23 protein-coding genes are annotated in these 22,230 nt (G+C 56.5%); 17 read left to right on the top strand and 6 right to left on the bottom strand.

The genetic code is table 11. The annotated features are described in order from the left end of the window. The first annotated feature begins 68 nt into the window (after positions 1-68). From KP22_RS18010 to KP22_RS17970, 9 genes are read left to right on the top strand one after another with little or no spacing between them, the layout of a single operon-like run. A complete protein-coding gene (locus tag KP22_RS18010; protein WP_039325568.1) occupies positions 69-449 on the top strand; it encodes an integrative conjugative element protein, RAQPRD family in 381 nt (126 codons plus the stop codon). After that, positions 446-679, top strand: a complete 234-nt coding sequence (locus KP22_RS18005) for a TIGR03758 family integrating conjugative element protein (RefSeq protein ID WP_005966978.1) — start codon at positions 446-448, stop codon at positions 677-679. The genes KP22_RS18010 and KP22_RS18005 overlap by 4 nt, the downstream gene beginning before the upstream one ends. 20 nt (positions 680-699) lie before the next feature. After that, the gene (locus KP22_RS18000; protein ID WP_039325564.1) at positions 700-1,056 is read left to right on the top strand and encodes a TIGR03745 family integrating conjugative element membrane protein; all 357 of its coding nucleotides are present in this window, start codon (positions 700-702) and stop codon (positions 1,054-1,056) included. 12 nt (positions 1,057-1,068) lie between these two features. Beyond that, complete coding sequence (locus KP22_RS17995) at positions 1,069-1,467, top strand: TIGR03750 family conjugal transfer protein (RefSeq protein WP_039325561.1); 399 nt, start codon at positions 1,069-1,071, stop codon at positions 1,465-1,467. Further along, a complete protein-coding gene (locus tag KP22_RS17990) occupies positions 1,464-2,144 on the top strand; it encodes a PFL_4703 family integrating conjugative element protein (protein ID WP_039325559.1) in 681 nt (226 codons plus the stop codon). The genes KP22_RS17995 and KP22_RS17990 overlap by 4 nt, the downstream gene beginning before the upstream one ends. Continuing rightward, entirely contained in the window at positions 2,141-3,043 is a 903-nt protein-coding gene (locus KP22_RS17985) for a TIGR03749 family integrating conjugative element protein (protein WP_039325557.1), read from the top strand. Before KP22_RS17990 ends, KP22_RS17985 begins: the two co-directional genes overlap by 4 nt. Further along, positions 3,033-4,439 (top strand): TIGR03752 family integrating conjugative element protein, encoded by a 1,407-nt coding sequence (locus KP22_RS17980; protein WP_039325555.1) that lies wholly within the window; start codon positions 3,033-3,035, stop codon positions 4,437-4,439. Before KP22_RS17985 ends, KP22_RS17980 begins: the two co-directional genes overlap by 11 nt. Then, complete coding sequence (locus KP22_RS17975; RefSeq protein ID WP_039325553.1) at positions 4,420-4,857, top strand: TIGR03751 family conjugal transfer lipoprotein; 438 nt, start codon at positions 4,420-4,422, stop codon at positions 4,855-4,857. The genes KP22_RS17980 and KP22_RS17975 overlap by 20 nt, the downstream gene beginning before the upstream one ends. Further along, positions 4,857-7,706: a conjugative transfer ATPase gene (locus tag KP22_RS17970; protein WP_039325551.1), complete on the top strand. Its 2,850-nt coding sequence runs from the start codon at positions 4,857-4,859 to the stop codon at positions 7,704-7,706. The genes KP22_RS17975 and KP22_RS17970 overlap by 1 nt, the downstream gene beginning before the upstream one ends. Here the strand turns inward: KP22_RS17970 and KP22_RS17965 are convergent, their stop codons facing one another. Continuing rightward, on the bottom strand, positions 7,707-8,726 hold the full coding sequence (locus KP22_RS17965) for a nucleotidyl transferase AbiEii/AbiGii toxin family protein (RefSeq protein ID WP_039325549.1): 1,020 nt from the start codon (positions 8,724-8,726) through the stop codon (positions 7,707-7,709). Beyond that, entirely contained in the window at positions 8,719-9,330 is a 612-nt protein-coding gene (locus KP22_RS17960; protein ID WP_039325546.1) for a DUF6088 family protein, read from the bottom strand. Before KP22_RS17960 ends, KP22_RS17965 begins: the two co-directional genes overlap by 8 nt. A gap of 197 nt (positions 9,331-9,527) precedes the next feature. On the opposite strand from KP22_RS17960, the gene KP22_RS17955 reads away from it, so the two are divergent. The 6 genes from KP22_RS17955 to KP22_RS17930 all read left to right on the top strand — a co-directional run bounded on the left by KP22_RS17955 (position 9,528) and on the right by KP22_RS17930 (position 15,059). Then, the gene (locus KP22_RS17955) at positions 9,528-10,268 is read left to right on the top strand and encodes a DsbA family protein (protein WP_039325545.1); all 741 of its coding nucleotides are present in this window, start codon (positions 9,528-9,530) and stop codon (positions 10,266-10,268) included. A 139-nt stretch (positions 10,269-10,407) separates the two neighbouring features. Beyond that, on the top strand, positions 10,408-10,842 hold the full coding sequence (locus KP22_RS17950) for a TIGR03757 family integrating conjugative element protein (protein WP_039325543.1): 435 nt from the start codon (positions 10,408-10,410) through the stop codon (positions 10,840-10,842). Then, on the top strand, positions 10,839-11,774 hold the full coding sequence (locus tag KP22_RS17945) for a TIGR03756 family integrating conjugative element protein (RefSeq protein ID WP_039325541.1): 936 nt from the start codon (positions 10,839-10,841) through the stop codon (positions 11,772-11,774). Before KP22_RS17950 ends, KP22_RS17945 begins: the two co-directional genes overlap by 4 nt. 4 nt (positions 11,775-11,778) lie before the next feature. Beyond that, the gene (locus KP22_RS17940; protein ID WP_425311595.1) at positions 11,779-13,182 is read left to right on the top strand and encodes an integrating conjugative element protein; all 1,404 of its coding nucleotides are present in this window, start codon (positions 11,779-11,781) and stop codon (positions 13,180-13,182) included. Positions 13,183-13,193: 11 nt separating this feature from the next. After that, positions 13,194-13,529, top strand: coding sequence for a hypothetical protein (locus tag KP22_RS17935; RefSeq protein WP_425311594.1), 336 nt, complete (start codon positions 13,194-13,196; stop codon positions 13,527-13,529). Positions 13,530-13,541: 12 nt separating this feature from the next. Next, a complete protein-coding gene (locus KP22_RS17930) occupies positions 13,542-15,059 on the top strand; it encodes a conjugal transfer protein TraG N-terminal domain-containing protein (RefSeq protein WP_039325537.1) in 1,518 nt (505 codons plus the stop codon). Between the two features lie 13 nt (positions 15,060-15,072). Here the strand turns inward: KP22_RS17930 and KP22_RS17925 are convergent, their stop codons facing one another. After that, complete coding sequence (locus KP22_RS17925; RefSeq protein WP_425311593.1) at positions 15,073-15,456, bottom strand: DUF3742 family protein; 384 nt, start codon at positions 15,454-15,456, stop codon at positions 15,073-15,075. 199 nt (positions 15,457-15,655) lie between these two features. Further along, complete coding sequence (locus KP22_RS22485) at positions 15,656-16,660, bottom strand: hypothetical protein (protein WP_039325535.1); 1,005 nt, start codon at positions 16,658-16,660, stop codon at positions 15,656-15,658. Positions 16,661-16,971: 311 nt separating this feature from the next. Here KP22_RS22485 and mobH point away from each other — a divergent pair, with 311 nt between their 5' ends. Then, positions 16,972-18,795, top strand: coding sequence for a MobH family relaxase (gene mobH, locus KP22_RS17915; protein WP_039325533.1), 1,824 nt, complete (start codon positions 16,972-16,974; stop codon positions 18,793-18,795). A gap of 59 nt (positions 18,796-18,854) precedes the next feature. On the opposite strand, the gene KP22_RS17910 is transcribed toward mobH, so the two are convergent. Beyond that, positions 18,855-20,453: a sigma-54 interaction domain-containing protein gene (locus tag KP22_RS17910; protein WP_081926258.1), complete on the bottom strand. Its 1,599-nt coding sequence runs from the start codon at positions 20,451-20,453 to the stop codon at positions 18,855-18,857. A 209-nt stretch (positions 20,454-20,662) separates the two neighbouring features. Here KP22_RS17910 and KP22_RS17905 point away from each other — a divergent pair, with 209 nt between their 5' ends. Beyond that, positions 20,663-21,379: a hypothetical protein gene (locus tag KP22_RS17905; protein ID WP_052012558.1), complete on the top strand. Its 717-nt coding sequence runs from the start codon at positions 20,663-20,665 to the stop codon at positions 21,377-21,379. A gap of 186 nt (positions 21,380-21,565) precedes the next feature. Here the strand turns inward: KP22_RS17905 and KP22_RS17900 are convergent, their stop codons facing one another. Continuing rightward, positions 21,566-21,931 (bottom strand): DUF932 domain-containing protein, encoded by a 366-nt coding sequence (locus KP22_RS17900; RefSeq protein ID WP_425311592.1) that lies wholly within the window; start codon positions 21,929-21,931, stop codon positions 21,566-21,568. Positions 21,932-22,230 lie beyond the last annotated feature (299 nt).

Here is a 22,230-nt window from a genome sequence, read left to right as displayed (position 1 = left end):
GTTTGCAGTCCCGCTGCACGCATTCCACCAACATAACGCCATTACTCAATAAACCGAGGAATGGAGCTATGGTTCTCACAGCCCAGCTTCGCGCTGTACGCCGCAACGCGCCCATCTTTCTCTCCGCAGCCCTAATGCTCGGCAGTTCGTTCTCTGTCTATGCCGACACACCGGCGCAGAACCAGGATCTTGCTGCGGCACTAAGGCAACTCGACGCACTGGAACGCCTCGTCGTACAGAGCGCATCCAGAATCCCCGCAGAGCCAGGCGAACGCTATTACTTCGACTACCCAAGACTACGCGATGACCTTGCTCGCATACGCATCGGTATCCAGGCTCATCTCACGCCATCCCGCGCCCAGCCGCGCGATCTTGCCGAACTGAACGGTAACTACAGTCAGGAATCGACAGCAAAACACAGCGACACCTTCCTGAAGGACCAGCCATGACTGCCGCACAAATCAACGCCTTCCAGGCCAATAGCGGCATCACACCTGCAGCCATGTCCGCCGTTTTCATCGGTGTTGTATTCGCGGTGCTGCTGCTGTGGGGTGCATGGGCCATCCGTACCGCCTACGTCGGTTGGGCCGAAAACCAGCTCAACCAGCGTCAGTTCCTCGGTGTCATCGTGCGCTTTCTCGCGATGTACCTGGTGCTGACGTTTTTCCTGCTCTCGTAACCAGAAAGGGGCAACCCCATATGAAACACCACGTCTATCCCGCTCGTCTCGCGCAACATGCAGCACTGGCCATGAGTCTTACCTTGCCTGCACTGTCGTTCGCCCAGGGATTGCCGCAACTGGAAAACCCGTCTCGGGGCACAGGTGGCGGCATTATGGAAACCATCCGCAATTACGGCTACGACATCGTGCTGCTGGTAGCGCTACTGGTGGTCGCCAGCATGTTCATCGGCGTGTGCTATCACGCCTACGGCACCTACGCCGAAATCCACAACGGCAAGAAAACCTGGGGTCAATTCGGCCTGACGGTCGCCGTCGGGGCGGTGCTGCTGGTGATCGGCATCTGGCTGCTCACCGAAGCCACCGGCATTTTGTAAGAGGGAGTGGGCATGTCAGAGCATCCACATGTCCGTACGGACGGCACCATCACGTTCCTGCCACATCGGCTTAATCGACATCCGGTGGTGGTACGCGGCCTGACGGCTGATGAGCTGTGGATATGCTGCGGCCTGTCCGGTAGCGCCGGGCTGATCATCGGCGTGCCGCTGTCCTGGTTGCTTTCAACCATCGCTCTGGCACCGACCTGCATTGTGCTGGGCATCGCCTGCGGCGTGTTCATCGGTGGCGGCTTCCTGCGACGACAGAAACGCGGCCGGCCTGATACCTGGCTGTACCGTCAGTTGCAATGGCACATCACGACTCGCTACCCGCTGCTCACAGGCTGGGTTGGCGGACACCTGCTGATCACGCGTTCAGGCTCCTGGTCGAATAGAAGGACAACGCGATGAGCCGATTCAAGAACGAAGTCACACATCTACAAGCGCACATCAAGACCCTTCGCATCGGTGCCAGCGCCTTACTGCTGGTGGCACTGGTCATGGGTGCCGGTTGGTGGAGCGCACCGCGCGATCTGACGATCCATGTCCCCCCTGATCTGCGTTCGGGGAGTTCACGGGCCTGGTGGGAAGTGCCCCCCGAATCGGTCTACGCCTTCACCTTCTACGTGTTCCAGCAACTCAACCGCTGGCCGACTAACGGAGAAGAGGACTACACGCGCAACCTCCATGCGTTATCACCGTATTTCACCCCGGCATGCCGTGCCTTTTTGCAGGCAGATTACGACTATCGCCGCAGCACGGGCGAACTGCGGCAACGTGTACGCGGCGTCTACGAAATTCCCGGTCGCGGCTATGGCGATAACCCTACAGCACGGGTACGCGTGGTCTCTGACCGCGATTGGGTCGTCACACTCGACCTCAGTGCCGACGAGTACCACGGCCCGGAGCAGGTCAAACGCGCTCTGGTGCGCTATCCCGTGAAAGTCACACGTGCAGATATCGATCCAGCCCGTAACCCGTTCGGCCTCATGCTGGACTGCTATGACGGTGCCCCGCAGCGCATCGCAGCTTCGGCACAGGAAGCCCCCAGTCGTGGCGGCCTGGGCACACAAGGAGAAACCCCATGAAACATCGTCGTCTCTGTCTCATCTGGTTGGGGCTGATGGCCTTGGTGCAGGCTCCTGCGCTCCATGCCGTGGAAATCCTGCGCTGGGAGCGGCTGCCACTTGCCGTGCCACTTTATGTTGGGCAGGAACGCATTGTGTTCGTAGATCGCAATGTCCGTGTCGGCGTCCCGGCCAGCATCGGCGACCGTCTGCGTGTACAGAGCGCAGGTGGAGCCATCTACCTGCGTGCCAGCGAGCCTATCGAACCCACCCGATTGCAGTTGCAGGACGCCGACAGCGGTGCGCTGATCCTGCTCGACATTGCGGCCACTCCTGCCAAAGACGGCGAGCCTGCATTTGAGCCGATACGCATCGTTGAGGGTAATGCCACCCCACCCCGCTATGGTCAGCCGCCAGACAACGCAACCCCCGCCCCCACGGCAGACCAGGCCAGACCGGCGCAACGTGAAACACCTGTGGCCGTGGTACTCACACGTTACGCCGCACAAAGCCTGTACGCGCCATTACGCACCTTAGAGCCTGTGCCCGGCATAATGCGCATCAGCCTGCGCCACGACCTGCCACTGGATACGCTGCTGCCGACACTGCCTGTACAGGCAAAAGCGCTGGCCTCATGGCGATTGGAAGATCAGTGGGTCACTGCCGTGCGACTGACACATACAGGCAATGGCTGGGTTGAACTCGATCCCCGCGCACTGCAAGGTGATTTCCTCACCGCCACTTTCCAGCATACGACGCTCGGCCCACGCGGCTCCCCCGAAGACACCACGGTGCTGTATCTGGTTACCCGTAAGCACGGACTGCCGCAGTCGCTACTGCCCGTCATCCAACGCTTTGATCCTGCCATGCACTTGCCTGCCACCACGCCCCCGACAACGGAGGTACATCATGCGCAGTAACGGTCTGTTGAAATGGCTGATGATCCCCGTCGCACTGCTGGTCCTGTTCGTTGGCATCCGCCTGTTCTCTGGTGGCGGCACACAGTCCTCTGCCACGGCAGAGACGGGCAGCCAGCTCACCCCGGAGGAAATGAAGGCGTTGGGCATCGAAGGAGACACGCCACGCGATACTGTCGCGACGCTGGTGGCCCAGGTTCGGCAATTACGCACTGAGCTACAAACCGCCACCACCGACAACCGGGCACAACGAGAAGAAAACCAGCGTCTGCGTCAACGTGAAAGTGCCATTGACCAGCGTATCAGTACCACACTGGAATCCGAGCGGGCCAGCCTTCGCCGCGACCAGGAGCAACTCAACAACGAGCGCCAACAGACTGAAGGCCTGCTGGCAGATTTGCAACGGCGGCTGGACAGTATCGGCAACGCCGGTCACGGTGACCTGCCAGTCGGCCTTGGCCTGCGAGACGGGGATGCTGAAGGATTCAGCGACGAGACCACGATCCGCTGGGTGGAGCCTGACGATGCCAGACAGACTGATGGCCGTCATGGCAACGCTGCGCTGAACTTTCCGACACGTTTCGGGCCCGCCCAGAAGACACTGGACACCACGGTCGAAAGCGTCACCAGTACCAGCACAAACGCGGCCAGAGCCAACCCCGCCAGGGCCGTTTACACCGTCCCCACCAATTCAACACTGATGGGTTCAGTCGCGATGACAGCCTTGATTGGCCGCGTACCGATCGATGGCACCGTCAATGACCCCTACCCTTTCAAAGTCTTGGTCGGCCCCGACAACCTGACGGCCAACGGCATCGATATCCCTGATGTGGCTGGCGCTGTGTTCAGTGGCACCGCGTCCGGCGACTGGACGCTCTCATGCGTCAGGGGACAGGTACGCTCAATCACCTTCGTTTTCCACGACGGCACCATCCGCACCATTCCGGAAGACAGCGAGCGCAGTAATCAGCAAAGCAATGACCAGAACGGTCTCGGGTGGATCAGTGATCCCTACGGTATCCCGTGCGTGTCCGGCGAGCGCCGCAGCAATGCCCAGCAGTATCTCGGTACACAGGCTTTGATCACCGCAGCAGGCGCAGGCGCGGCATCCCTCATCGATTCGGACAGCGGTCAGATGTCCTACGCCGGTGCCGACGGCTCCCTCGGCACCGTGGGCATCAGCAGCAACGAGGCTGTAGGCCGCATTCTTGCCGGCGGCGTACGTGACATGTCGGACTGGGTCAACAAACTCTATGGCCAGGCCTTCGCAGCAGTCTATGTGAAGCCCGGCGCACACGTCGCCGTTCACCTCGAAAAACCGCTCGCTATTGACTACGACACCGAAGGCCGCAAGGTCGACCATCGTACTGGAGAAAGCCATGCGCTCGAACTGGACTAAACCGCTGGCAATCATGCTATCCGTGACCGTATTGACCGGCTGCGCCACGAGCAAGGAAGACTTGTTACCCCATGGGGGTCGAACCATGCAGGACATCTGGCAGCAAGAGAGTGGCAATGGGGGTCGAGTGGGACAGATGGCCTATCGCCAACTGCTCGATGCCCGTCAGAGCTTGCGCCGTCCACTCAGCCATGCGGATGGGCAAGCTGCTCCTGCAGAACAGGCACACTACACGCGTACCGCCGCCAATGAAGTACGCAGCCAGTTTCAGCGACTACCCAACCCCGACCTGCTGATGTATGTGTTCCCGCATCTGGCGGGGACAGACCCGATTCCTGTACCCGGTTACACCACCATTTTCCCCCTCTACCAGCGTGTGCAATACGCGATGCCGAGCGAACGTACGGAGGATTACTGATGGTCTGGTCGCTTCCCTGGCGCAAACCCACTGTGCCGACCAAAGGCGAACAGCCGGACGGCTGGCAGCGTCACATTGATACACTACAGCAAGCAGGCATTCCCGGACCCGGTCCCAGCGTAAGGGTGAGCCGTCCCGCCACCCAGGCCGATGAGCAGGCCTTGTACGAGGTAGCCCCGTCGTTTGTCGCGTTGCTGCCCTGGGTTGAATATTTGCCCGAATCACAAAGTATGCTGCTGGAAGATGGTGTCTCAGTCGCCGCCTTCTTTGAACTGACCCCGCTGGGTACAGAAGGCCGTGAGCCGGTCTGGCTGGCCCAGGCACGGGATGCGCTGGAAAACGCGCTGCAGGACAGCTTCGACGAGCTCGACGACAATCCCTGGGTACTGCAACTCTACGCTCAGGACGAGACCAACTTTGATCAGTACCTGCAGACCCTCAAGGGCTACATCCAGCCACGTGCACAGAGTTCACGCTTTACCGAATTCTATCTGCATTCGATGGCCCATCACCTGCGCGCAGTAGCAAAGCCGGGAGGCCTGTTCGAGGATACGACGGTCACGCGTCTGCCCTGGCGAGGGCAAACGCGACGGGTACGCATGGTCGTCTATCGCCGCACCGCAGGCAGCACGACGCGACGTGGTCTGATGCCCGAACAGGCTTTGAACGTGGTCTGTGATCGCCTGAGCGGTGGTCTGGCCAACGCAGGTATCCGCGCACAGCGTCTGGATGCATCGCACATCCACAACTGGCTGCTGCGCTGGTTCAACCCACATCCCACGCTGTTGGGCCCCAGCGCCGAAGACCGCGAACGCTTCTACCAGTTGACCGCCTACCCAGACACCCACGACGTCAACGAAATCGAGCTGGCCTCCGGGTGCGATTTCAGCCAGAGACTGTTCTTCGGCCAGCCACGTTCAGATACGGCCCGGGGCGAGTGGCACTTTGACGGCATGCCGCATCGGGTGATGACGACCGACCGCCTGCGCACACCGCCCAGTGTGGGTCATATGACAGGCGAGAATCGCAAAGGCGACGCCATCAACACCTTGTTCGACCAGATGCCGGAAGACACGATGATGTGCCTGACACTGGTTGCCACACCACAGGACGTACTCGAAGCACACCTGAATCATCTGGCAAAGAAAGCTGTTGGCGAAACGCTGGCCTCCGAACAAACCCTGGCTGATGTGCAAGAGGCGCGCTCACTGATCGGCAGCGCCCACAAACTATACCGTGCCAGTCTGGCCTTTTATCTGCGTGGCAGGGATGAAGAAGAACTCGACAGCCGGGGACTGCAACTGGCCAACGTGATGCTGGGCGCAGGCCTGCAGCCAGTACGCGAAGAGGACGAAGTCGCACCGCTCAACACCTATCTGCGCTGGCTACCGTGTATGTACAACCCGGCACAGGACCGCAAACAGTGGTACACACAACTGATGTTCGCCCAGCATGTGGCCAACCTCTCACCGACTTGGGGACGTAGCCGGGGTACAGGTCACCCGGGGATCACTGTATTCAATCGCGGTGGAGGCCTGATCACGTTCGACCCCTTCAACCGCCTGGATCGGCAGATGAACGCGCACCTTTTCCTGTTCGGCCCTACCGGATCGGGCAAGAGCGCCACCCTCAACAACCTGCTCAATCAGGTCACAGCCATCTATCGTCCACGGATCTTCATTGTGGAGGCTGGCAATTCCTTCGGACTGTTCTGCGAGTTCGCCCGGCGTTTAGGGCTGACTGTCAACCGTGTCAAGCTCGCTCCGGGTGCGGGCGTCAGTCTCGCACCGTTCGCCGATGCCCGCAGACTCATCGAAACCCCCAGTGATGTACAAACACTCGATGCCGATGAACTCGATGACGAGCCACAGCGCAAGGAGGCCGAGGCCGACGAACAACGCGATATGCTGGGCGAACTGGAGATCACGGCACGCCTGATGATCACGGGGGGTGAAGACAAGGAAGAAGCCCGCATGACCCGCGCCGATCGCTCGTTGATCCGCCAATGCATTCTGGACGCCGCTCAGCGCTGCGTCGCTGCCAACCGTACCGTGCTGACCCGCGATGTGCGCGATGCGCTACGTGAACGGGGTCATGACACCACATTGCCAGAAATCCGGCGTGCCCGTTTGCTGGAGATGGCCGACGCCATGGATATGTTCTGCCAGGGCAGCGATGGTGAAATGTTCGACCGCGACGGCACCCCCTGGCCCGAGGCCGACATCACCCTGGTCGACCTGGCAACCTATGCACGCGAAGGCTACAACGCACAACTGTCGATCGCCTATATCTCGCTGATCAATACCGTCAACAACATCGCCGAGCGCGACCAGTTCCTGGGCCGCCCTATCCTCAACGTGACGGACGAAGGCCATATCATCACCAAAAACCCCTTGCTCTCGCCCTACGTCGTGAAGGTCACGAAAATGTGGCGCAAACTTGGGGCATGGTTCTGGCTCGCAACGCAGAACATCGACGACCTGCCAAAGGCCGCAGAACCGATGCTCAACATGATCGAGTGGTGGATTTGCCTGTCGATGCCGCCCGACGAAGTCGAGAAAATCGCACGATTCAGGGAACTGACACCCGCGCAGAAAGCGCTGATGCTGTCCGCACGGAAAGAATCCGGCAAATTCACCGAAGGTGTCATCCTCTCCAAGAGCCTGGAAGTGCTCTTCCGTGCCGTACCGCCCAGTCTCTATCTCGCCCTTGCGCAGACCGAGCCCGAGGAAAAAGCCGAACGCTACCAACTGATGCAGCAGTTCGGGATTGGAGAGTTGGATGCCGCGTTCAAAGTGGCCGAAATGATTGATCATGCGCGTGGTATCACGCCCATGGTGCAAAGGTAATCAGCGGAGCTGATTGATCTGCCGCTCCAGGCGGGTCAACCGTTCAACAATGTCATCAAACGACAGGATCTCACCATAGAACATCTGGGCGTTCAGCATCGCCTGATAATCCTGTCTCAACGCATCAAGCAGCGCCACATCTGGGATCAGCCTCAGTTCTCCTGTCAGACAGCGATCGTAATGGCTGAAACTGCTGCGAAAGAAGGTTTCTTTGATGTTCAGCACATCCCGCAACAGCGGGATATCATCCAAAGCCTTACGACCGATATCATGGTCAGCAAGCTGCGCCAGATCGTACCAATGCCGCGACAACCGTTCAGCACTGCCACGCAGTCCCGGGCGGTTGCATTCAACATGAATGAGCGTGGCCTTCTCCCAAAAGGTACGCATCGGCGACAGTACGGCAACTTGCGCCGTTGGAAATACCAAGCCCGGCACATAGGCGGCAATGTCCGGCACGATGGTCAGCACATCCCGGGGAAAGGTCGCATTTCTGCCGCCGAACTCGATCAACACACTGGGCCGCAAATAGGGATCGGTGTTCTCCACTGCACTGGGGTAATAGAGCCTGAGCTCTTCTGCATTATCACTGATTTCAATCGTGATTTCGTGATTTGGAAGAGTCTGTCGCAACGCCTCACGTAGTGCCGGTACCAGTTCCCCGGTGACATGCGCAGCCAAAGCCCCCCTGAGTGTGTCAGACAGTCTGCGACGCTTGCTCCCGGAAAGGGTAGCCAGCTCGGGCACATCCGACACCAGGCTTTGATAATCAATGGTGACATCAATATCTTCGGAGAAACGCTCGATAGCCTGATACACCTTCGACAGAGACGTCCCTCCTTTGAAGGCCATCGGCTTGCAGCAGGGTAACGCAAAGAGTACGCCCAGTATCTGACACAACCAGATGTCTTTTTCCAGAATTTCAGCGCGACGCCCCAGTCCCGGAGCCAGACCATTCAATAGCTCGGCCTGCTCAACGGGCGTCAAATCAAAATAGGATACAACTGACGTATCAGACATACTTTTCCTCGCTGCGTTCATAGCCACTCAATGCGTCCAGCATCCATGCAGGCATCGACGCCTTGGCAGAACACAGAGCCTGAAATTCAGCAGGTGCCAACTTTTGTGCGAGCCGTCGAAATGTACCGGACGTGACCTGATGACGCCCCAGATACCAGAGCGCCGACAGCGCCTGACCTGCGGGTCGACCGGCCAATACCAGTTTGCGTGAGGCGACATGTTGCAATCGGACCGTCATTTTTCCTAGTCGGACTGCCCGGGACGAACCACTGGTATAGAACACCGCCTGCGCAGGCATCTGCGTAGAGAAGCCAAAACGCCGTGCGGCCTCGGCACCATGGATCTCAATCGTCGCCCCTTCCGCATCAGCCAGTGTATGTGCTATCTGCTCAGGTGCGGGCAACGTCTTGATGCCAAAGCGACCCACCTTGGGGACGACATACAAACCATGGCCGATGCGCTCAATACTGCCAGCCTTGTTAAGCCGCATCAGCGCCTGATCAATAGCCGCACGCGACCCCAACCCGGCAAAAAGAGCGGGCGTGAAAGGCTCGCCTGCCAACTGGGCAGCGATACGTTCTCGAATGGCTTGGGATGTACTCATGACAGCCTCCTTTGGTTAGATATTCTATAAAAAAATCTAACACATCGCAATGCTGCAAAGCCCTCTCTAAAAAGACGCCATCATCCATGGCCGGAAAGCGTGTTCGCAGATACCGGATTGTTGCTCTACACCACCATCCAGCCATGTTCGACTCAGCTATTGGCACTGTCCCTATCCATCCTGGAGCTACCGTAAAAATGGCCACCATTTTTCAGATCAAAACACTTCGCCGTCTGGCATGGCCCACGACCATAGTGATACTCACCATCCTGATACTGCTGATCTGGCGTCTCTATGCTCCATTGCCTCAGGGACCTTCGCATCCAATAAGTGGCGGTGTAAACTCGCCACCCGCCCCATCCGTTTCTCAATGGCATCAAGGCGCGGCGAATGCCCGTTTCACCCTGATCCTGTACGCAGATCTGGAGTGCCCCTACTGCAAGGATTACTACCCTGAGTTGGCACACTGGGTCGCGCAGCAACACGATATTCGTTTGCAATGGCATCACCTGATCCTGAGTTCGCATGAACCTGCAGCATCGCACCAGGCCAGCATGGCAGAGTGCGCCGGCAAAAGCGGTGGTCATGATGCCTACTGGCAGATGATTACCTGGATCTACCAGCACACCCGAGGCAACGGCGAGGGACTGCCACCGAATACCACGCCCCCCGGATTGAACCAGACGATGCGGTCCTGCATGGATAGCGAATGGCCCCACAGCTTGATCCACCGTCAAGTCGAACAGGCACACCAGGAAGGCGTACAGGCTACGCCATCACTGCGACTGATCGACCAGCAGACCAACCGCGCCATGTTACTGACAGGTCCAGTACAGGGGGATGCTTTGCTATCAGCGCTGGATCTGCTCTCCGCCCCACAAGCCTCGGATAAGGAGCCCAAATTGCCTGCTGACATCATTGGCCACACGCCCAGGTAGTCTGTGGCCTTCAGAGCAGAGGGATTCGATACTTTTTTACGCTCTCAAAAACAGGGGATCACCATGTCCTGATTGTTTGTCGCTTCCTGAGGCCAGTTGGAGTGGACTACCACCATGATCAATTTCATGGTGCTCCACTATGCTGGCTCCCGCTTCAACCTCTTCATTCTGGTGGCATACGCTTGCCATCGTCATGCTGACTGCCCTGTTGAGCCCGCTGGCGCAGGCCGCAGATGTAGTTGTCGTCAGCGACACACGACACCCGGTTCAGAACCTGGGTAATACCCGGCTCATCGAACTGGACAGCCCCTCACGTATTGAGGCCGAACTGGCAGCCAGCCTCCCCCAAGACCCGGCACGCGCCGCCATCATCGTGCAACAACGCCTGAGAGAAGGCGGCACAGCGCTGCAGCAACGCATCAACGAGGCCTATCAGGATGTTGTCGATGCCTGGAGCCTGGGCATTACCACCCTTCCGGCCGTCATCGTCGATCAACGCTATGTGGTTTATGGCGAACCTGACGTCGCCAAAGCAGTGGCGCGTATCAACACATACAGGAGGGCTCAGCCATGAGACTCCCCCGCCGCCTGCGCGTCAGTCTTGCCACCGTTTTGCTCACGGCAGCCAGTTCCTCGTTTGCCCTCAACACCGCTGCCATCATCTCCTCATCATTATCCCCTGATTGCCTGGAATACCGGGTCACCGGGATCTGCTACTGGCTGCTTTGCACCAAGTTCGGATGTACGGTTCGAACCTCCGTCAAAGTCAGACACTACGTCCCCGACGCCGTAGTGTCGAGCTACGCTAACACCGGGGAAAATCCATGGCTTGAAGTACGCGCCATGAGCCAAACCAACACCACGGCCCGGAGCGGTGGTGACGGCACCAGCAACCATGGCAACGAGAACAATCTATCCAGTTTCCGTAACGCAGACGTGATCGGCCACCCCGGCGGCCAGGTGTTCAGTCAGTTTGCCGCATCATCAGGCACCATCTGCGATGGTGCTGGCACCGCCTTCATGCCGTACCTGCTGAGCACACTCGATACCATCGCGTGGCGCTACAACATTCCCGAAGCGGTGTACCCCGAGGCGCTGATCCCCGGTATGCGCGAGATCGGCGCACGCACCGTACTGAACCTGTGGGGCAACATCTATCCACGCGGCGGTTTCCTGCACCAGGTGGACAGCTACAAGGCCAGCGCCGTGGTCGCCCAGCGGGCGGGCGATATCGTGACCCGCCGAGGGCAACTGCACGTATACCAACCCCTGCTCGCCAACGCACGCGACGGTTACTGGCCGGCAGGCGCACTGATGGAAAGCGATGCTGCCACCGGCAAATGGCAAGAATTGGCCCCTCGTCCCGCCTCTTCCTGCACGGTCTTCCCACACAACGGAACACGCACTCAGGCACAGCAAGACAACTACGCCTGGGCACTCTGGCGACCTTATAGCTGCTGCCAGAGACGCGGCCAGACCTTTCTCGGCAGCGCGGATTTCAACTGAGGACATGATGATGAAACGTCTCGACCCGAAAACGTTTTCAATTCTTGCACCGCGCCTGTGGCAACCCACGCTATGGGTTGCTGCACTGACGCTGAGCAGTGGCCTGGCTCTGGCACAGGACGGAGGCTTCCAGAACAGCGGAGCCGTCATTGGTGATGAAGTGATGTACTCCATCGGCGGCGGTAACGCCGTATCAATGAGCGGTGCGGCCGGCATGCGCTCGATTGGTGTCGGCGTGGGCTGGAACAGCAACCTGATCTGCGGTGACATGAACATCAGTACCACCATCCAGAATCAGCTCAATGGGCTGACCAACGGCTTTCAGAACATCATGGGCAACGTGATCCAGAACGCCACCAGCGCCGTCGCCTCGTTGCCCGCACTGATCATCCAGCGGGCCGATCCGGGCCTCTATAACCTGCTGACCAATGGCGTTCTGCAAGCCCGACTCGACTTTGATCGCTCCAAACTCACCTGCCGAGCGATGGCTGAAAAAATGGCAGACACCGCAGGCGGCCAGCTCGGCTGGAGTCAGATCGCCGAAGGCATGGCGCTACGTCAGGCCGTCGCCAGCAGCGACGCTGTTTCAGCCATTGAACTGGCCGAAAACAACCGGGGTAACGACGGCGTACCGTGGGTGGGTGGCAGCAATGCCGGCGGTACAGGTCAGCGCTCAATCAAGGTCGTCGGGGACGTAACCCGTGCAGGCTATAACCTGGTCAATGGCCGTGGGGTAACCGACACCGCCCCCATCAACCCGGCAAATTGCCAGAGCCTGTCCTGCCAGACGTGGGCATCCCCCCAACAAGCCATCGACTTTGCCACGCGTGTGCTGGGCGAACAGGAACAACGCACCTGCGAAGGCTGCACCAAGACTGAGACCTTGCCTGGCGTCGGATTGACCCCGGTCATCCAGGACGAATACGACACCAAACTGGAAGCGCTGCAAGAACTGGTCAGTGGAGCACGCAGCACCACATTCGAGAACCTTCGCAAGGCTGGCAGTACCTCACTGCCCATCACCCGTGGCGTGATCGAGGCACTGCGTGACGAACCTGATCAAGACATCCTGGCCCGGCGTCTGGCCTCCGAAGTCGCGCTGGCATCGGTACTGGAAAAAGCCCTGCTGCTGCAACGTACGCTACTGACCGGCAGGAAAGAGCCAAACGTCGCCGCCAACCAATTGGCAATCGCCGCCGTCGATCAGGAAAGCAACACGCTTGACCGCGAGATCCTTAATCTCAAAACCGAGCTTGAACTGCGCCGCGAACTCACCAACAACTCGCCGATGGCCATCATCCAGCGCCACAGCGCACGCGCAGCAGGCTCACGCGGCATTTATGAAGGCGATCCCGTACCTAACCGTCTTGACCAGTTGCAACGCCCCAACCCCGGAGACACGCCATGAGTCTTGCCTGGTTGCGATCACACCGTCTGTTCCGTTGGCGTACCGTCAGAGTCCTCCTGTGGACGGTGGCGTTGCTGATCATCACCGTCACAGCCAACGTCCTGGGCATCTACTTCGCTGGCAGCATCGCTGGCTGGGAACACTGGCTGGCCGATGCGGCCAGCTATTTCCTGTTGTGGCGCGTGTGCCTGTACGGTGCCACCGTTTATGGCTGGCTGTGGATGCGCCGCCGCCTGCTCCTGCGCGATACCCGCTCCGACGCCCGGCGCAGGCTCATTCGTGCCGAGATTTCCGGTATCGCCGCACTGCTGGTGCTGGAATTCAGCCTGTTGCTACAGGACGTATAAGGGAGTATGACCATGACGCTTTTCACTACCGATTATCTGGAGTATTACCTGACCCTAGTGAGCTGGGTCGTCCACAACGGTATTTGGGCTGTACTGGTTGCCAGCGGCGTGTTCGTCCTCCCCTTCATAGCCATCATCATCGACGAATGGCTGAGATCCCGTACCGAGGGTGCCGACGAAGGCAACAAGGGCGTACTGTCTTCAATGCGCATTGAAAACCGGGTATGGGTGGCAATCGTGGTGGTGATGTTCGCCGGTATTCCGTTCATTGATGTTGACCTCGACACGATCAGGTACGATCAGGCGCGTTCGGCACAATGCCAGATCAGCGTGCCCCAGCCCGAAGACACGGGCTGGTCGCAATCATTCAGCACCCTCAACAACCAGAGTGCAAAAGTGCCAGTCTGGTGGGCCTTCATGCATACGCTCTCACGCGCGATCACGGGTGCCTCGGTGGCGGCTATCCCATGCGGCACCGACCTGCGACAAATGCGGATGGAGATCAATGCCACCCGTATTGATGATCCCCTACTGGCTCAGGAAGTCGCAGACTTTACCCACGACTGCTACGGCCCTGCACGCGCCAAACTGTTCATGAGCCGTCCTGATCTTGATGAAGCACAAATGCACGACGTGACCTGGATCGGCTCGACCTATTTTGTCAGCACCGGCGGCTTCTATGACACCTACCGCGCCAAGACACCACGTGAGGGCTGGGCTTACGACAGCAATCGTGACGCTGGACTGGCTCAGGTGCCAAGCGGTGCGGGCTACCCAAGTTGCCGACAGTGGTGGAACGATGGTGGCAACGGCTTGCGCGCACGCCTGCTGGCACAGGTCGACCCCAGCCTACTCAGCCGCATCGCCAACTGGGCGGGATTTATCAGCCGTGCAGAGGTAGATGACTCCGTCATCAGGGCGCTTGCTTCTCCCCGACAGCAAAAACTCAACCAAGGCAATGTCTACACAGACTATGGCGGTCAAATCGACAAAACCTTACCAAATATCGTCACACGTGCTGCAGGCGACATCGGCATGACCATTGGAGGGATCGCCGCATTCCCGGCATTGGACGTCGTACGCCAGGCACTGCCGATGGTGCTTGCACTCTTGAAGATGGCACTGGTGATCTGTATCCCTCTGGTGCTCCTGGTCGGCACCTACGACCTGAAGACCGTTGTCACGCTCAGCATCGTGCAATTTGCGCTGTTCTTTGTGGATTTCTGGTTCCAGCTTGCACGCTGGCTCGACAGTACGATCCTCGATGCGCTTTACGGATGGGGATGGGGCTGGAATCGGCCACACAACAATGTTGATCCGCTTGTAGGCATGCACAATACCTTCGGCGACATGTTGCTGAACTTCGTTATGGGCTCGATGTTCATTGTGCTCCCGGCATTCTGGGTCGGTGCGCTGGCCTGGGCGGGCATTCGGGCGGGGACAATCGCAAATAGTTTTTCAGCGGGCACAAAGGATGCTGGTAATGCTGGCGGAAAGGGGGCTGGTACAGTCTCCAAAAAACTCAGGTAGGATTTAAGCCGGATCAATCACCATCGCGATACATCTCGTGAGATGTATCGTTGTGCAGATTAGGATCGTACCCTGGCATTTCGCGAAGCTCATCCAACGTCGCAGGGAAGCCTAATTCAAAATCATCTTCTGACGTACCTTGTCCAACAGCCCAACCAGTAACAACAGCAAACACAATCAACAATGCCAACCAAAAGACGAAATATGCCAGTACGCCAAGCACAACCAGTTTGATTGCCCACAAAAACGCGAAGGCAGCAAGCTGTGGCACATCCTTGGATACCAACCAGTTCGATACTTTGCGTTCACAACGCACGTAACCATGCCAGCCTCTGCCGAGCCAACGGCCAAAGCGTTCAGCAATACTGTTATGGCTCGTGCTATTCATGGTCATCATATACCTGCGTTACCCGCTTATACCGAAAGCCCACCTTACAGCGATTGATACGCGATGTGGTTACAGAAATCGCCTTGTCTACTTAGCTTAGAGCAGAAATACCATACATCAAATAGCTAACTACCGGAGATCGTCTGCCCCACTTATTGCTCTGACAGTGCGATTTTAAACTATCAGAGACAAGATATGCCAATCACCATCATTCTGGAAACGTTTGTGCCGGTTTATATTCACATCGCATCCGCATAAATTGGTGGGGAACATTTACCGAAGCCTCAAAGAAAGTGGCAAAGTCAAAGTCTTCCAATTGATACGGAGCAACTAACACTGCGTCCTGAGCATTACCAAGAAAAACCACTGGCCGATCCGCAGGTACATTCGCACATTGATGCGAATCATTAAAATCCAGAGCATGAGCCAGCAGATAGATTTTTTCAGACACTCGGGTATCGCTCAATTGATCGCTGGGCCATAACCATCCATGATAAAGAAGGACGGATGAAACAAACACGCAAAGAGCGGGGTAAAGAAATGGCAAATCTGAATCTCCGCCATTAAACTTATTTTTGACCCAAGCCCCCAGAAGTAAAAAATTAACCAAAAACATAGCCACAGCCACAGCCACAGCCACAGCCACAGCCACAGCCACAGCCACAGCCACAACGATTATAAACGGCAAAAGCAATTTGAATACCATAAGACCGATTGTAAACAACAGGGTAATAGGTAAAGCCGACGCATCAACATGAAACACATCATTGACATAGATACCTGCCTGACCGCGTGCATAGATCACCAGCCCCGACAGTACAATTGATAGCAACACCTTCGTGACAGTAAAACGCCACAGAGAACTCACCAAAGACGATCGTTCCAGCGATACGCCAACGAAAATGGCACACAAGGCAACACCCCACAATCGGAATGACAGGGTATGTTCTCGTACCCAATCGATATCGCTTCCCGCTGAGCGGAAAATTGCCAGCATTACTCCAATGAAACCAATTACACAAAGCGCCACTTCAAGATTGCGCTGTGATTTTTCTTGTTCACATTGGCGTGTAAACTTCCATTTCACTAAATCGTTATAAATACCCCGCACATAATATTTCAGGGTCCGTGCTTTCTGCTGCACCAGATCCAATTCTGAACCTGTCAACTCCTGCCTGATACGACTGATATCGCGCTCAACATCTTTCGTCATTTTTATTTCCATTTAAATCTACCAAACCGCTCTTCTCCCAAAGCAAGAACTGCTATTGATTCAGGCCAAAATAATTACACGGCGACGCATCTGCAACACAACACCTTCATATTTCCATATAGACATCCATTCCCCCAACACAAAAAGAATTCCCCCCTGCCGCATTGATACTCGATGGCACAGACAAACAGCGCTATATCAAAAGGCTCCAACAAGGGTAAAACCGATAAAAGGCAATGGAATGGGGTCAAGGGGAAAGGCTCTACCCAGAAAAGGAAAAGGCTCGTTTACCCCGCACTTGAGGCATCACCATGTTTACTCTGTTCCAGCGAAAAAAGCCCACGCCACACCAGCCTGCTCCTGTCGTGCCAGAAAAGGGGCTGCTCCAGCCAGAACCCGCAACGTCTTTGCTGGCCACACCTCGTCGGCAAAAGCTGCTGGAACACATCTGGCAGCGCACCTCACTCTCTCGCAAGCAATTCATCACTCTTTACCGCAGGCCTCTGGAGCGCTACGCAGAGCTGGTACAGTTGTTTCCCGCCTCGGAAACGCATCATCATGCTCACCATGGCGGCATGCTCGATCACGGACTTGAGATCGTCGCCTTTGCATTAAAACTGCGGCAGTCCCACCTGCTGCCTGCAGGCGCGCCTCCCGAAGATCAAGCCGCGCAATCAGAAGCCTGGACAGCGGCCATCGCTTATGCCGCACTGCTCCACGACATCGGCAAGATTGCCGTTGATCTGCACATCGAGCACGAAGACGGTAGCCTCTGGCACCCCTGGTACGGGCCGCTGACACAACCCTACCGCTTTCGCTACCGGGATGACCGTGAATATCGCCTTCATGGCGCTGCCACTGGCCTGCTCTATCGGCAAATACTCGATAACCACATCCTCGACTGGCTCAGCAGCTACCCTGCCCTCTGGACTTCGCTGCTGTATGTGCTCGCAGGCCAATACGAACACGCTGGCATGCTGGGCGAACTCGTCATTCAGGCCGATCGCGCTTCGGTAGCGCAGGAACTGGGTGGAAATCCCAACCGCATCATCCTGGCGGCTCCCAAGCAGGCGCTACAGCGCAAGTTACTCGACGGGCTGCGTTACCTGCTCAAGGAAGAATTGAAAATCAACCAGCCCCAGGCTTCGGATGGCTGGCTGACCGAGGATACGCTTTGGTTGGTCAGCAAGACCGTCTCTGACAAATTGCGTGCCCATCTGCTGGCACAGGGGATCGAAGGCATTCCATCCAATAACACGGCTGTGTTCAACGTGTTGCAGGAGCATGGCGTACTGCAGCCAACCCAGGATGGCAAGGCCATCTGGAAAGCCACCATCAGCAGCGCATCCGGCTGGTCACACAGTTTCACGCTGTTGAAACTCTCTCCGGCATTAATCTGGGAGGCGTCAGAACGTCCAGATCCTTTCACAGGAACGGTGACGATCGATACCAGTTCCCCCGATAGCAGCGACGCGATGCCTCCCACATCCGAACCCGCCGTCTCTGCCTCTCCCGCTCACCCCACACTCGCTCTTGCAACAGCACCGTCCCCCACTGCGCCACACGATGTCATGGAAGACATGCTCGCAATGCTGATGCCAGCCGAAGACCCCAGCACAGCAGCATCCTCCAGTGAGTCGAGCACTGCACAACCCACCACCTCACCACCTGATGACACGGATGAGCCCATACCGCCACAGGCCTCGGATACGCCATCCCAACCTGAGCCTGCCAAACTGCTTTCGAGCGAACACTTCATCGCCTGGTTGAGGGAAGGAGTTCAATCACGCAAACTCATCATCAACGACGCCAAAGCGATGGTGCATACCGTGAGCGATACGGTCTATCTTGTCAGTCCTGGGATTTTCCAGCGCTATGCGCAGGAGCACCCGACACTTGCCACCCAGGCAAAACAAGAGGGATTACAGGATTGGCAGTGGATTCAAAAGCGCTTCGAAAAGCACCAGGCGCATCGAAAGCAGCCCAGCGGCCTGAACATCTGGACATGCCAGGTGACGGGGCCAAGAAAGACTCGGCGGTTGCACGGTTACTTACTCACAGACCCGTCGAGCGTCTTCTCGGAGCAACCACCCAATAATCCATACTTAACGCTTCTGGAGAACGAGCCAACTTAATCATGCAATCCGGCGCAGCGCTGCACATATCGTTCTCAAAACTCATTGACACAATACCGTCAATAACTGATCCCCTGCCTGAGACATTTACGATTGAACGTACGCTTGGGTATATTCAGACTGTCTGCGGCAGCCTGACGATCGCCACCGAACTGCCGTAGCCTCGCTTGCAGGATGGTGGCCTCCCGTACACGTACTGCGAGACGTAAATCCGCTATGTGCTGAAAATCCTCTCCCTGAGCCAGTCCACTTGTTAGCCGTTTCTGCGCCTCGGGCGGAAGTGACTGCATAGAGATCTGCTGGCCGGATGAGGTGTAAGCACAAGCAACCTCCAGAAGGTTGCGCAGTTCCCGCACATTGCCAGGAAAGGCATACTGCATTAACTGACGCAGGAATGACTGCTCCAGCGTCACGGGTGCTTTCTGCTCCCGTCTGCAACAGAGTGTGGTGAAGTGACGGCACAGTAGCGGAATATCCTCTACACGTTCGCGCAGTGGCGCTACATGCAATACACACTGGCATAGTCGGTGGTACAGATCCTGGCGAAACGCACCGTCTGATATGCGCTTTTTCAACGAATGATGTGTGGCGGCAATTAGCCGGAAATCCGAATGTGCTTCCTGCTCTGCGCCGAGAGGGCGAAAACACTTGGTCTCCAGCACCCGCAATAACTTGGCCTGCATGGCAAGCGGCATATCTCCGATCTCGTCCAGAAACAGCGTGCCGCCATGGGCCTGCGCCACCAGACCAACCTTGTCGCTCAGAGCATCAGAAAACGCCCCTTTCTGGTAACCGAACAACTCACTTTCGATCAGACTCTCGGGGATCGCAGCACAGTTAATCGCCACAAAGGGCGCATCTCCCCTGATCGAACATTGATGCAGCAGGTGGGCCACCACATCCTTGCCTGTACCGGTTTCGCCCAGAATCAGCACCGACAACGTATGCTCAGCCGCTTGTCCGATCTTCTGTTGCAACGCCCTCATATATGACGACTGACCGATCAGTGCATCCTGTATGCGTTTTATCAGTACCTGCTGATACACCTCATCCCGAGCGCGTTTGACAGAAGCGCTAAGCATTGACTGCTGATGCAGCCCTCCCGATCGCTGGCGCAAAAGCACCAGTTGGTTGCAGAATATCTGAACCAGCTTTCTGGCTTCTCCACTGTCGTGCCATTGTTGTAAACGCTCTGGTGTATCCAGCAGCGCCAGTGTTCCCTGCACAGGGCCGCTATCCGATAACATCGGTATGGCATACAGCCCACACGCAGCTCCCAGCTCCGACAGCATCTGTTGAAAGGCCAAGTGCTCAATACTCGCACCACCATTCAACGATGACCAGACGTGTGCCTTCTTCTCATGCAGGGCATAGGCCAATGGGTGACTGAAATCATCCACATCAAGTTCCATCACAACGGGTTCATCTGCCGCCTGACCTTGACACAAGAGTTGCCTGCCACTGCCATTAACCAGCCCAAGTATCGCTCCCAGGGGCCGCCAGTAGGATGCCACCGTGGACAAAAGCCAGTCACACAACTCAGCCTCGGTATTCTGGGCAGTCAGCGTTAATGCCAGATCAAGCAGGGATATTTGCCCCGACTCGTTACCGCTTTTGCACCTCAGATCCCCCTTCAGCAATCCTTTGCATTCAAACATCACACCTCCCTGCCAAATTAATTATTCCTTTACGCTTACACGAAAAAATAATTTATCAGCCCTGAGCGAATTGATTATATTTTATTTACAATCCATCAAGAATGGCCGTAAGTGGAACACACATCGCACCGACCACGCCCATAATTTTTAGTAGATCGCGTCAAACTGCCGCGAGGCGATACGTCACCAGATAATTCAGAGGCAATTTAATGGAAGGTATACCATCTTTGGTTAATACGGTTATTGCGATTGGCGGTGCGCTAGGGACAATAGTTACCGCTGTCGCGACTTTTTTTCTATGGCGCGTAACCAAAACTCTAGCGCATGAAACAACAAGGATGGTCGAAGCCTCATCTCAACCGCATGTTGTCGTTACACTCACCCCCAATCGGTGGTCAATGCAGCATTTTGACATTCACATCGACAACACTGGTAATGCGACAGCGTACGACATCTCTATCGCTTTTGATCCTCCGCTGAAAAATAAGGAAGCACACGGAGAGCAGATCGAGATCCCTTTTCAGAAAATCAGTGTCCTCAAACCCGGTCAAGGCATTATGAGTTACTTGTCTGAATTCGAGCTACTGAAGGGAAACTCCTACCAAGTTGACATTATCTGGAAACGCGATGCGTCTAGCCAACAACGTCAGAAAAATTCATACACATTGAATATGGCCGACCATGAAGGAATAAGCCGTCTCGGAGATGACCCATTAATTGAGATCGTAAAATCCATCAAGAAAATTGAGGAAAACTGGAATCCAGTTGCCAAAGGCCAAAAACGCACAAAAGTAGATGTGTTTAGTGGTTTTGATAGGTTGCGTGAGCGTCGCCAAGCGAATCGGATACGTCGTCAGTGGCAACGAGAAAAAGAGGCAAATTCTTTAACGAATGCACAGCCTGACACTTTGAACTCTCAGCAATAGTTTGCGTTAACATCGGACATGGTCACTGCCGTACCCAATTTTGCTTCCCACCGAGCCTATGACCGACGGCCTATGCGCGGGTTTCGGTTTGGGTAACGGCGTTCATGGTGATAACTCCTAGCGATTCAGGGATGCAGCAGCAAAAGAAGTGGCAAAGGCTGCTGACTGCCCCTGTCGCGTTGAGATTCAGGCTTTCAACTGGTGCAGACCATCGCTGCATATCTGCTGGCAGACCACAATGTGAAGACCAGTATCTATTCCTGCGCATTCGCTCCGTCTATGCAGTGAGGGACATAAACGGAACATTCCGGCCAGCATCTGATGACTGTTGGGGCCATCGTATGAGTTCAACTGCACGATTTCGTTAGCCCCCACACCGTTGATCTGACTGGCGTAGTGCAGGCGAATCATGTGCTTTGTTTTTCCGCGCTTGCCGTCATCGTGCACGCGGATTTGCGTCACCATGAAAGCCTGGAATCCTTCTTTGCAAAGAAAGCTCAGCCAGCACGACTGCGGTAGAAATATAAGCGCACCGCTGCGAACGGCTTTCATGCGGCGCATCCGCAAAGGTGGACAGAATTACGCTGCACATCTGGTTATCGGTCAGCGGATAATCACAGCGCAGCTATGGAGAACGGGAAGCGAATTGAGTAACCTTTCTCCTGACGAAAAGGGTGTGCTGTTCAAGCTGAATACAGGATTCCTAGATTTTGAAACACAGTCTTTCGGCTATTCTGTGCGATTGGCATTGTTGTCACCATCTTTCCTGAGTTCATCGCCCGGTAGCCAAGAAGCGTACGGACGGGACCGTCAAGGAGACAAACTCAGGGGGCGGCCCATAGCGGAGCGAG

The organism is Pectobacterium betavasculorum (genome assembly GCF_000749845.1).
Taxonomy (GTDB): Bacteria; Pseudomonadota; Gammaproteobacteria; order Enterobacterales; family Enterobacteriaceae; genus Pectobacterium; species Pectobacterium betavasculorum.
This window is presented reverse-complemented; position numbering and strand designations above follow the sequence as displayed.

Coding starts and splice junctions, on each gene's coding strand:
- KP22_RS18010 (WP_039325568.1), top strand. CDS start 69: ATGGTTCTCACAGCCCAGCTTCGCGCTGTACGCCGCAACGCGCCCATC.
- KP22_RS18005 (WP_005966978.1), top strand. CDS start 446: ATGACTGCCGCACAAATCAACGCCTTCCAGGCCAATAGCGGCATCACA.
- KP22_RS18000 (WP_039325564.1), top strand. CDS start 700: ATGAAACACCACGTCTATCCCGCTCGTCTCGCGCAACATGCAGCACTG.
- KP22_RS17995 (WP_039325561.1), top strand. CDS start 1,069: ATGTCAGAGCATCCACATGTCCGTACGGACGGCACCATCACGTTCCTG.
- KP22_RS17990 (WP_039325559.1), top strand. CDS start 1,464: ATGAGCCGATTCAAGAACGAAGTCACACATCTACAAGCGCACATCAAG.
- KP22_RS17985 (WP_039325557.1), top strand. CDS start 2,141: ATGAAACATCGTCGTCTCTGTCTCATCTGGTTGGGGCTGATGGCCTTG.
- KP22_RS17980 (WP_039325555.1), top strand. CDS start 3,033: ATGCGCAGTAACGGTCTGTTGAAATGGCTGATGATCCCCGTCGCACTG.
- KP22_RS17975 (WP_039325553.1), top strand. CDS start 4,420: ATGCGCTCGAACTGGACTAAACCGCTGGCAATCATGCTATCCGTGACC.
- KP22_RS17970 (WP_039325551.1), top strand. CDS start 4,857: ATGGTCTGGTCGCTTCCCTGGCGCAAACCCACTGTGCCGACCAAAGGC.
- KP22_RS17965 (WP_039325549.1), bottom strand. CDS start 8,726: ATGTCTGATACGTCAGTTGTATCCTATTTTGATTTGACGCCCGTTGAG.
- KP22_RS17960 (WP_039325546.1), bottom strand. CDS start 9,330: ATGAGTACATCCCAAGCCATTCGAGAACGTATCGCTGCCCAGTTGGCA.
- KP22_RS17955 (WP_039325545.1), top strand. CDS start 9,528: ATGGCCACCATTTTTCAGATCAAAACACTTCGCCGTCTGGCATGGCCC.
- KP22_RS17950 (WP_039325543.1), top strand. CDS start 10,408: ATGCTGGCTCCCGCTTCAACCTCTTCATTCTGGTGGCATACGCTTGCC.
- KP22_RS17945 (WP_039325541.1), top strand. CDS start 10,839: ATGAGACTCCCCCGCCGCCTGCGCGTCAGTCTTGCCACCGTTTTGCTC.
- KP22_RS17940 (WP_425311595.1), top strand. CDS start 11,779: ATGATGATGAAACGTCTCGACCCGAAAACGTTTTCAATTCTTGCACCG.
- KP22_RS17930 (WP_039325537.1), top strand. CDS start 13,542: ATGACGCTTTTCACTACCGATTATCTGGAGTATTACCTGACCCTAGTG.
- KP22_RS17925 (WP_425311593.1), bottom strand. CDS start 15,456: ATGATGACCATGAATAGCACGAGCCATAACAGTATTGCTGAACGCTTT.
- KP22_RS22485 (WP_039325535.1), bottom strand. CDS start 16,660: ATGACGAAAGATGTTGAGCGCGATATCAGTCGTATCAGGCAGGAGTTG.
- mobH (WP_039325533.1), top strand. CDS start 16,972: ATGTTTACTCTGTTCCAGCGAAAAAAGCCCACGCCACACCAGCCTGCT.
- KP22_RS17910 (WP_081926258.1), bottom strand. CDS start 20,453: ATGTTTGAATGCAAAGGATTGCTGAAGGGGGATCTGAGGTGCAAAAGC.
- KP22_RS17905 (WP_052012558.1), top strand. CDS start 20,663: ATGGAAGGTATACCATCTTTGGTTAATACGGTTATTGCGATTGGCGGT.
- KP22_RS17900 (WP_425311592.1), bottom strand. CDS start 21,931: ATGAAAGCCGTTCGCAGCGGTGCGCTTATATTTCTACCGCAGTCGTGC.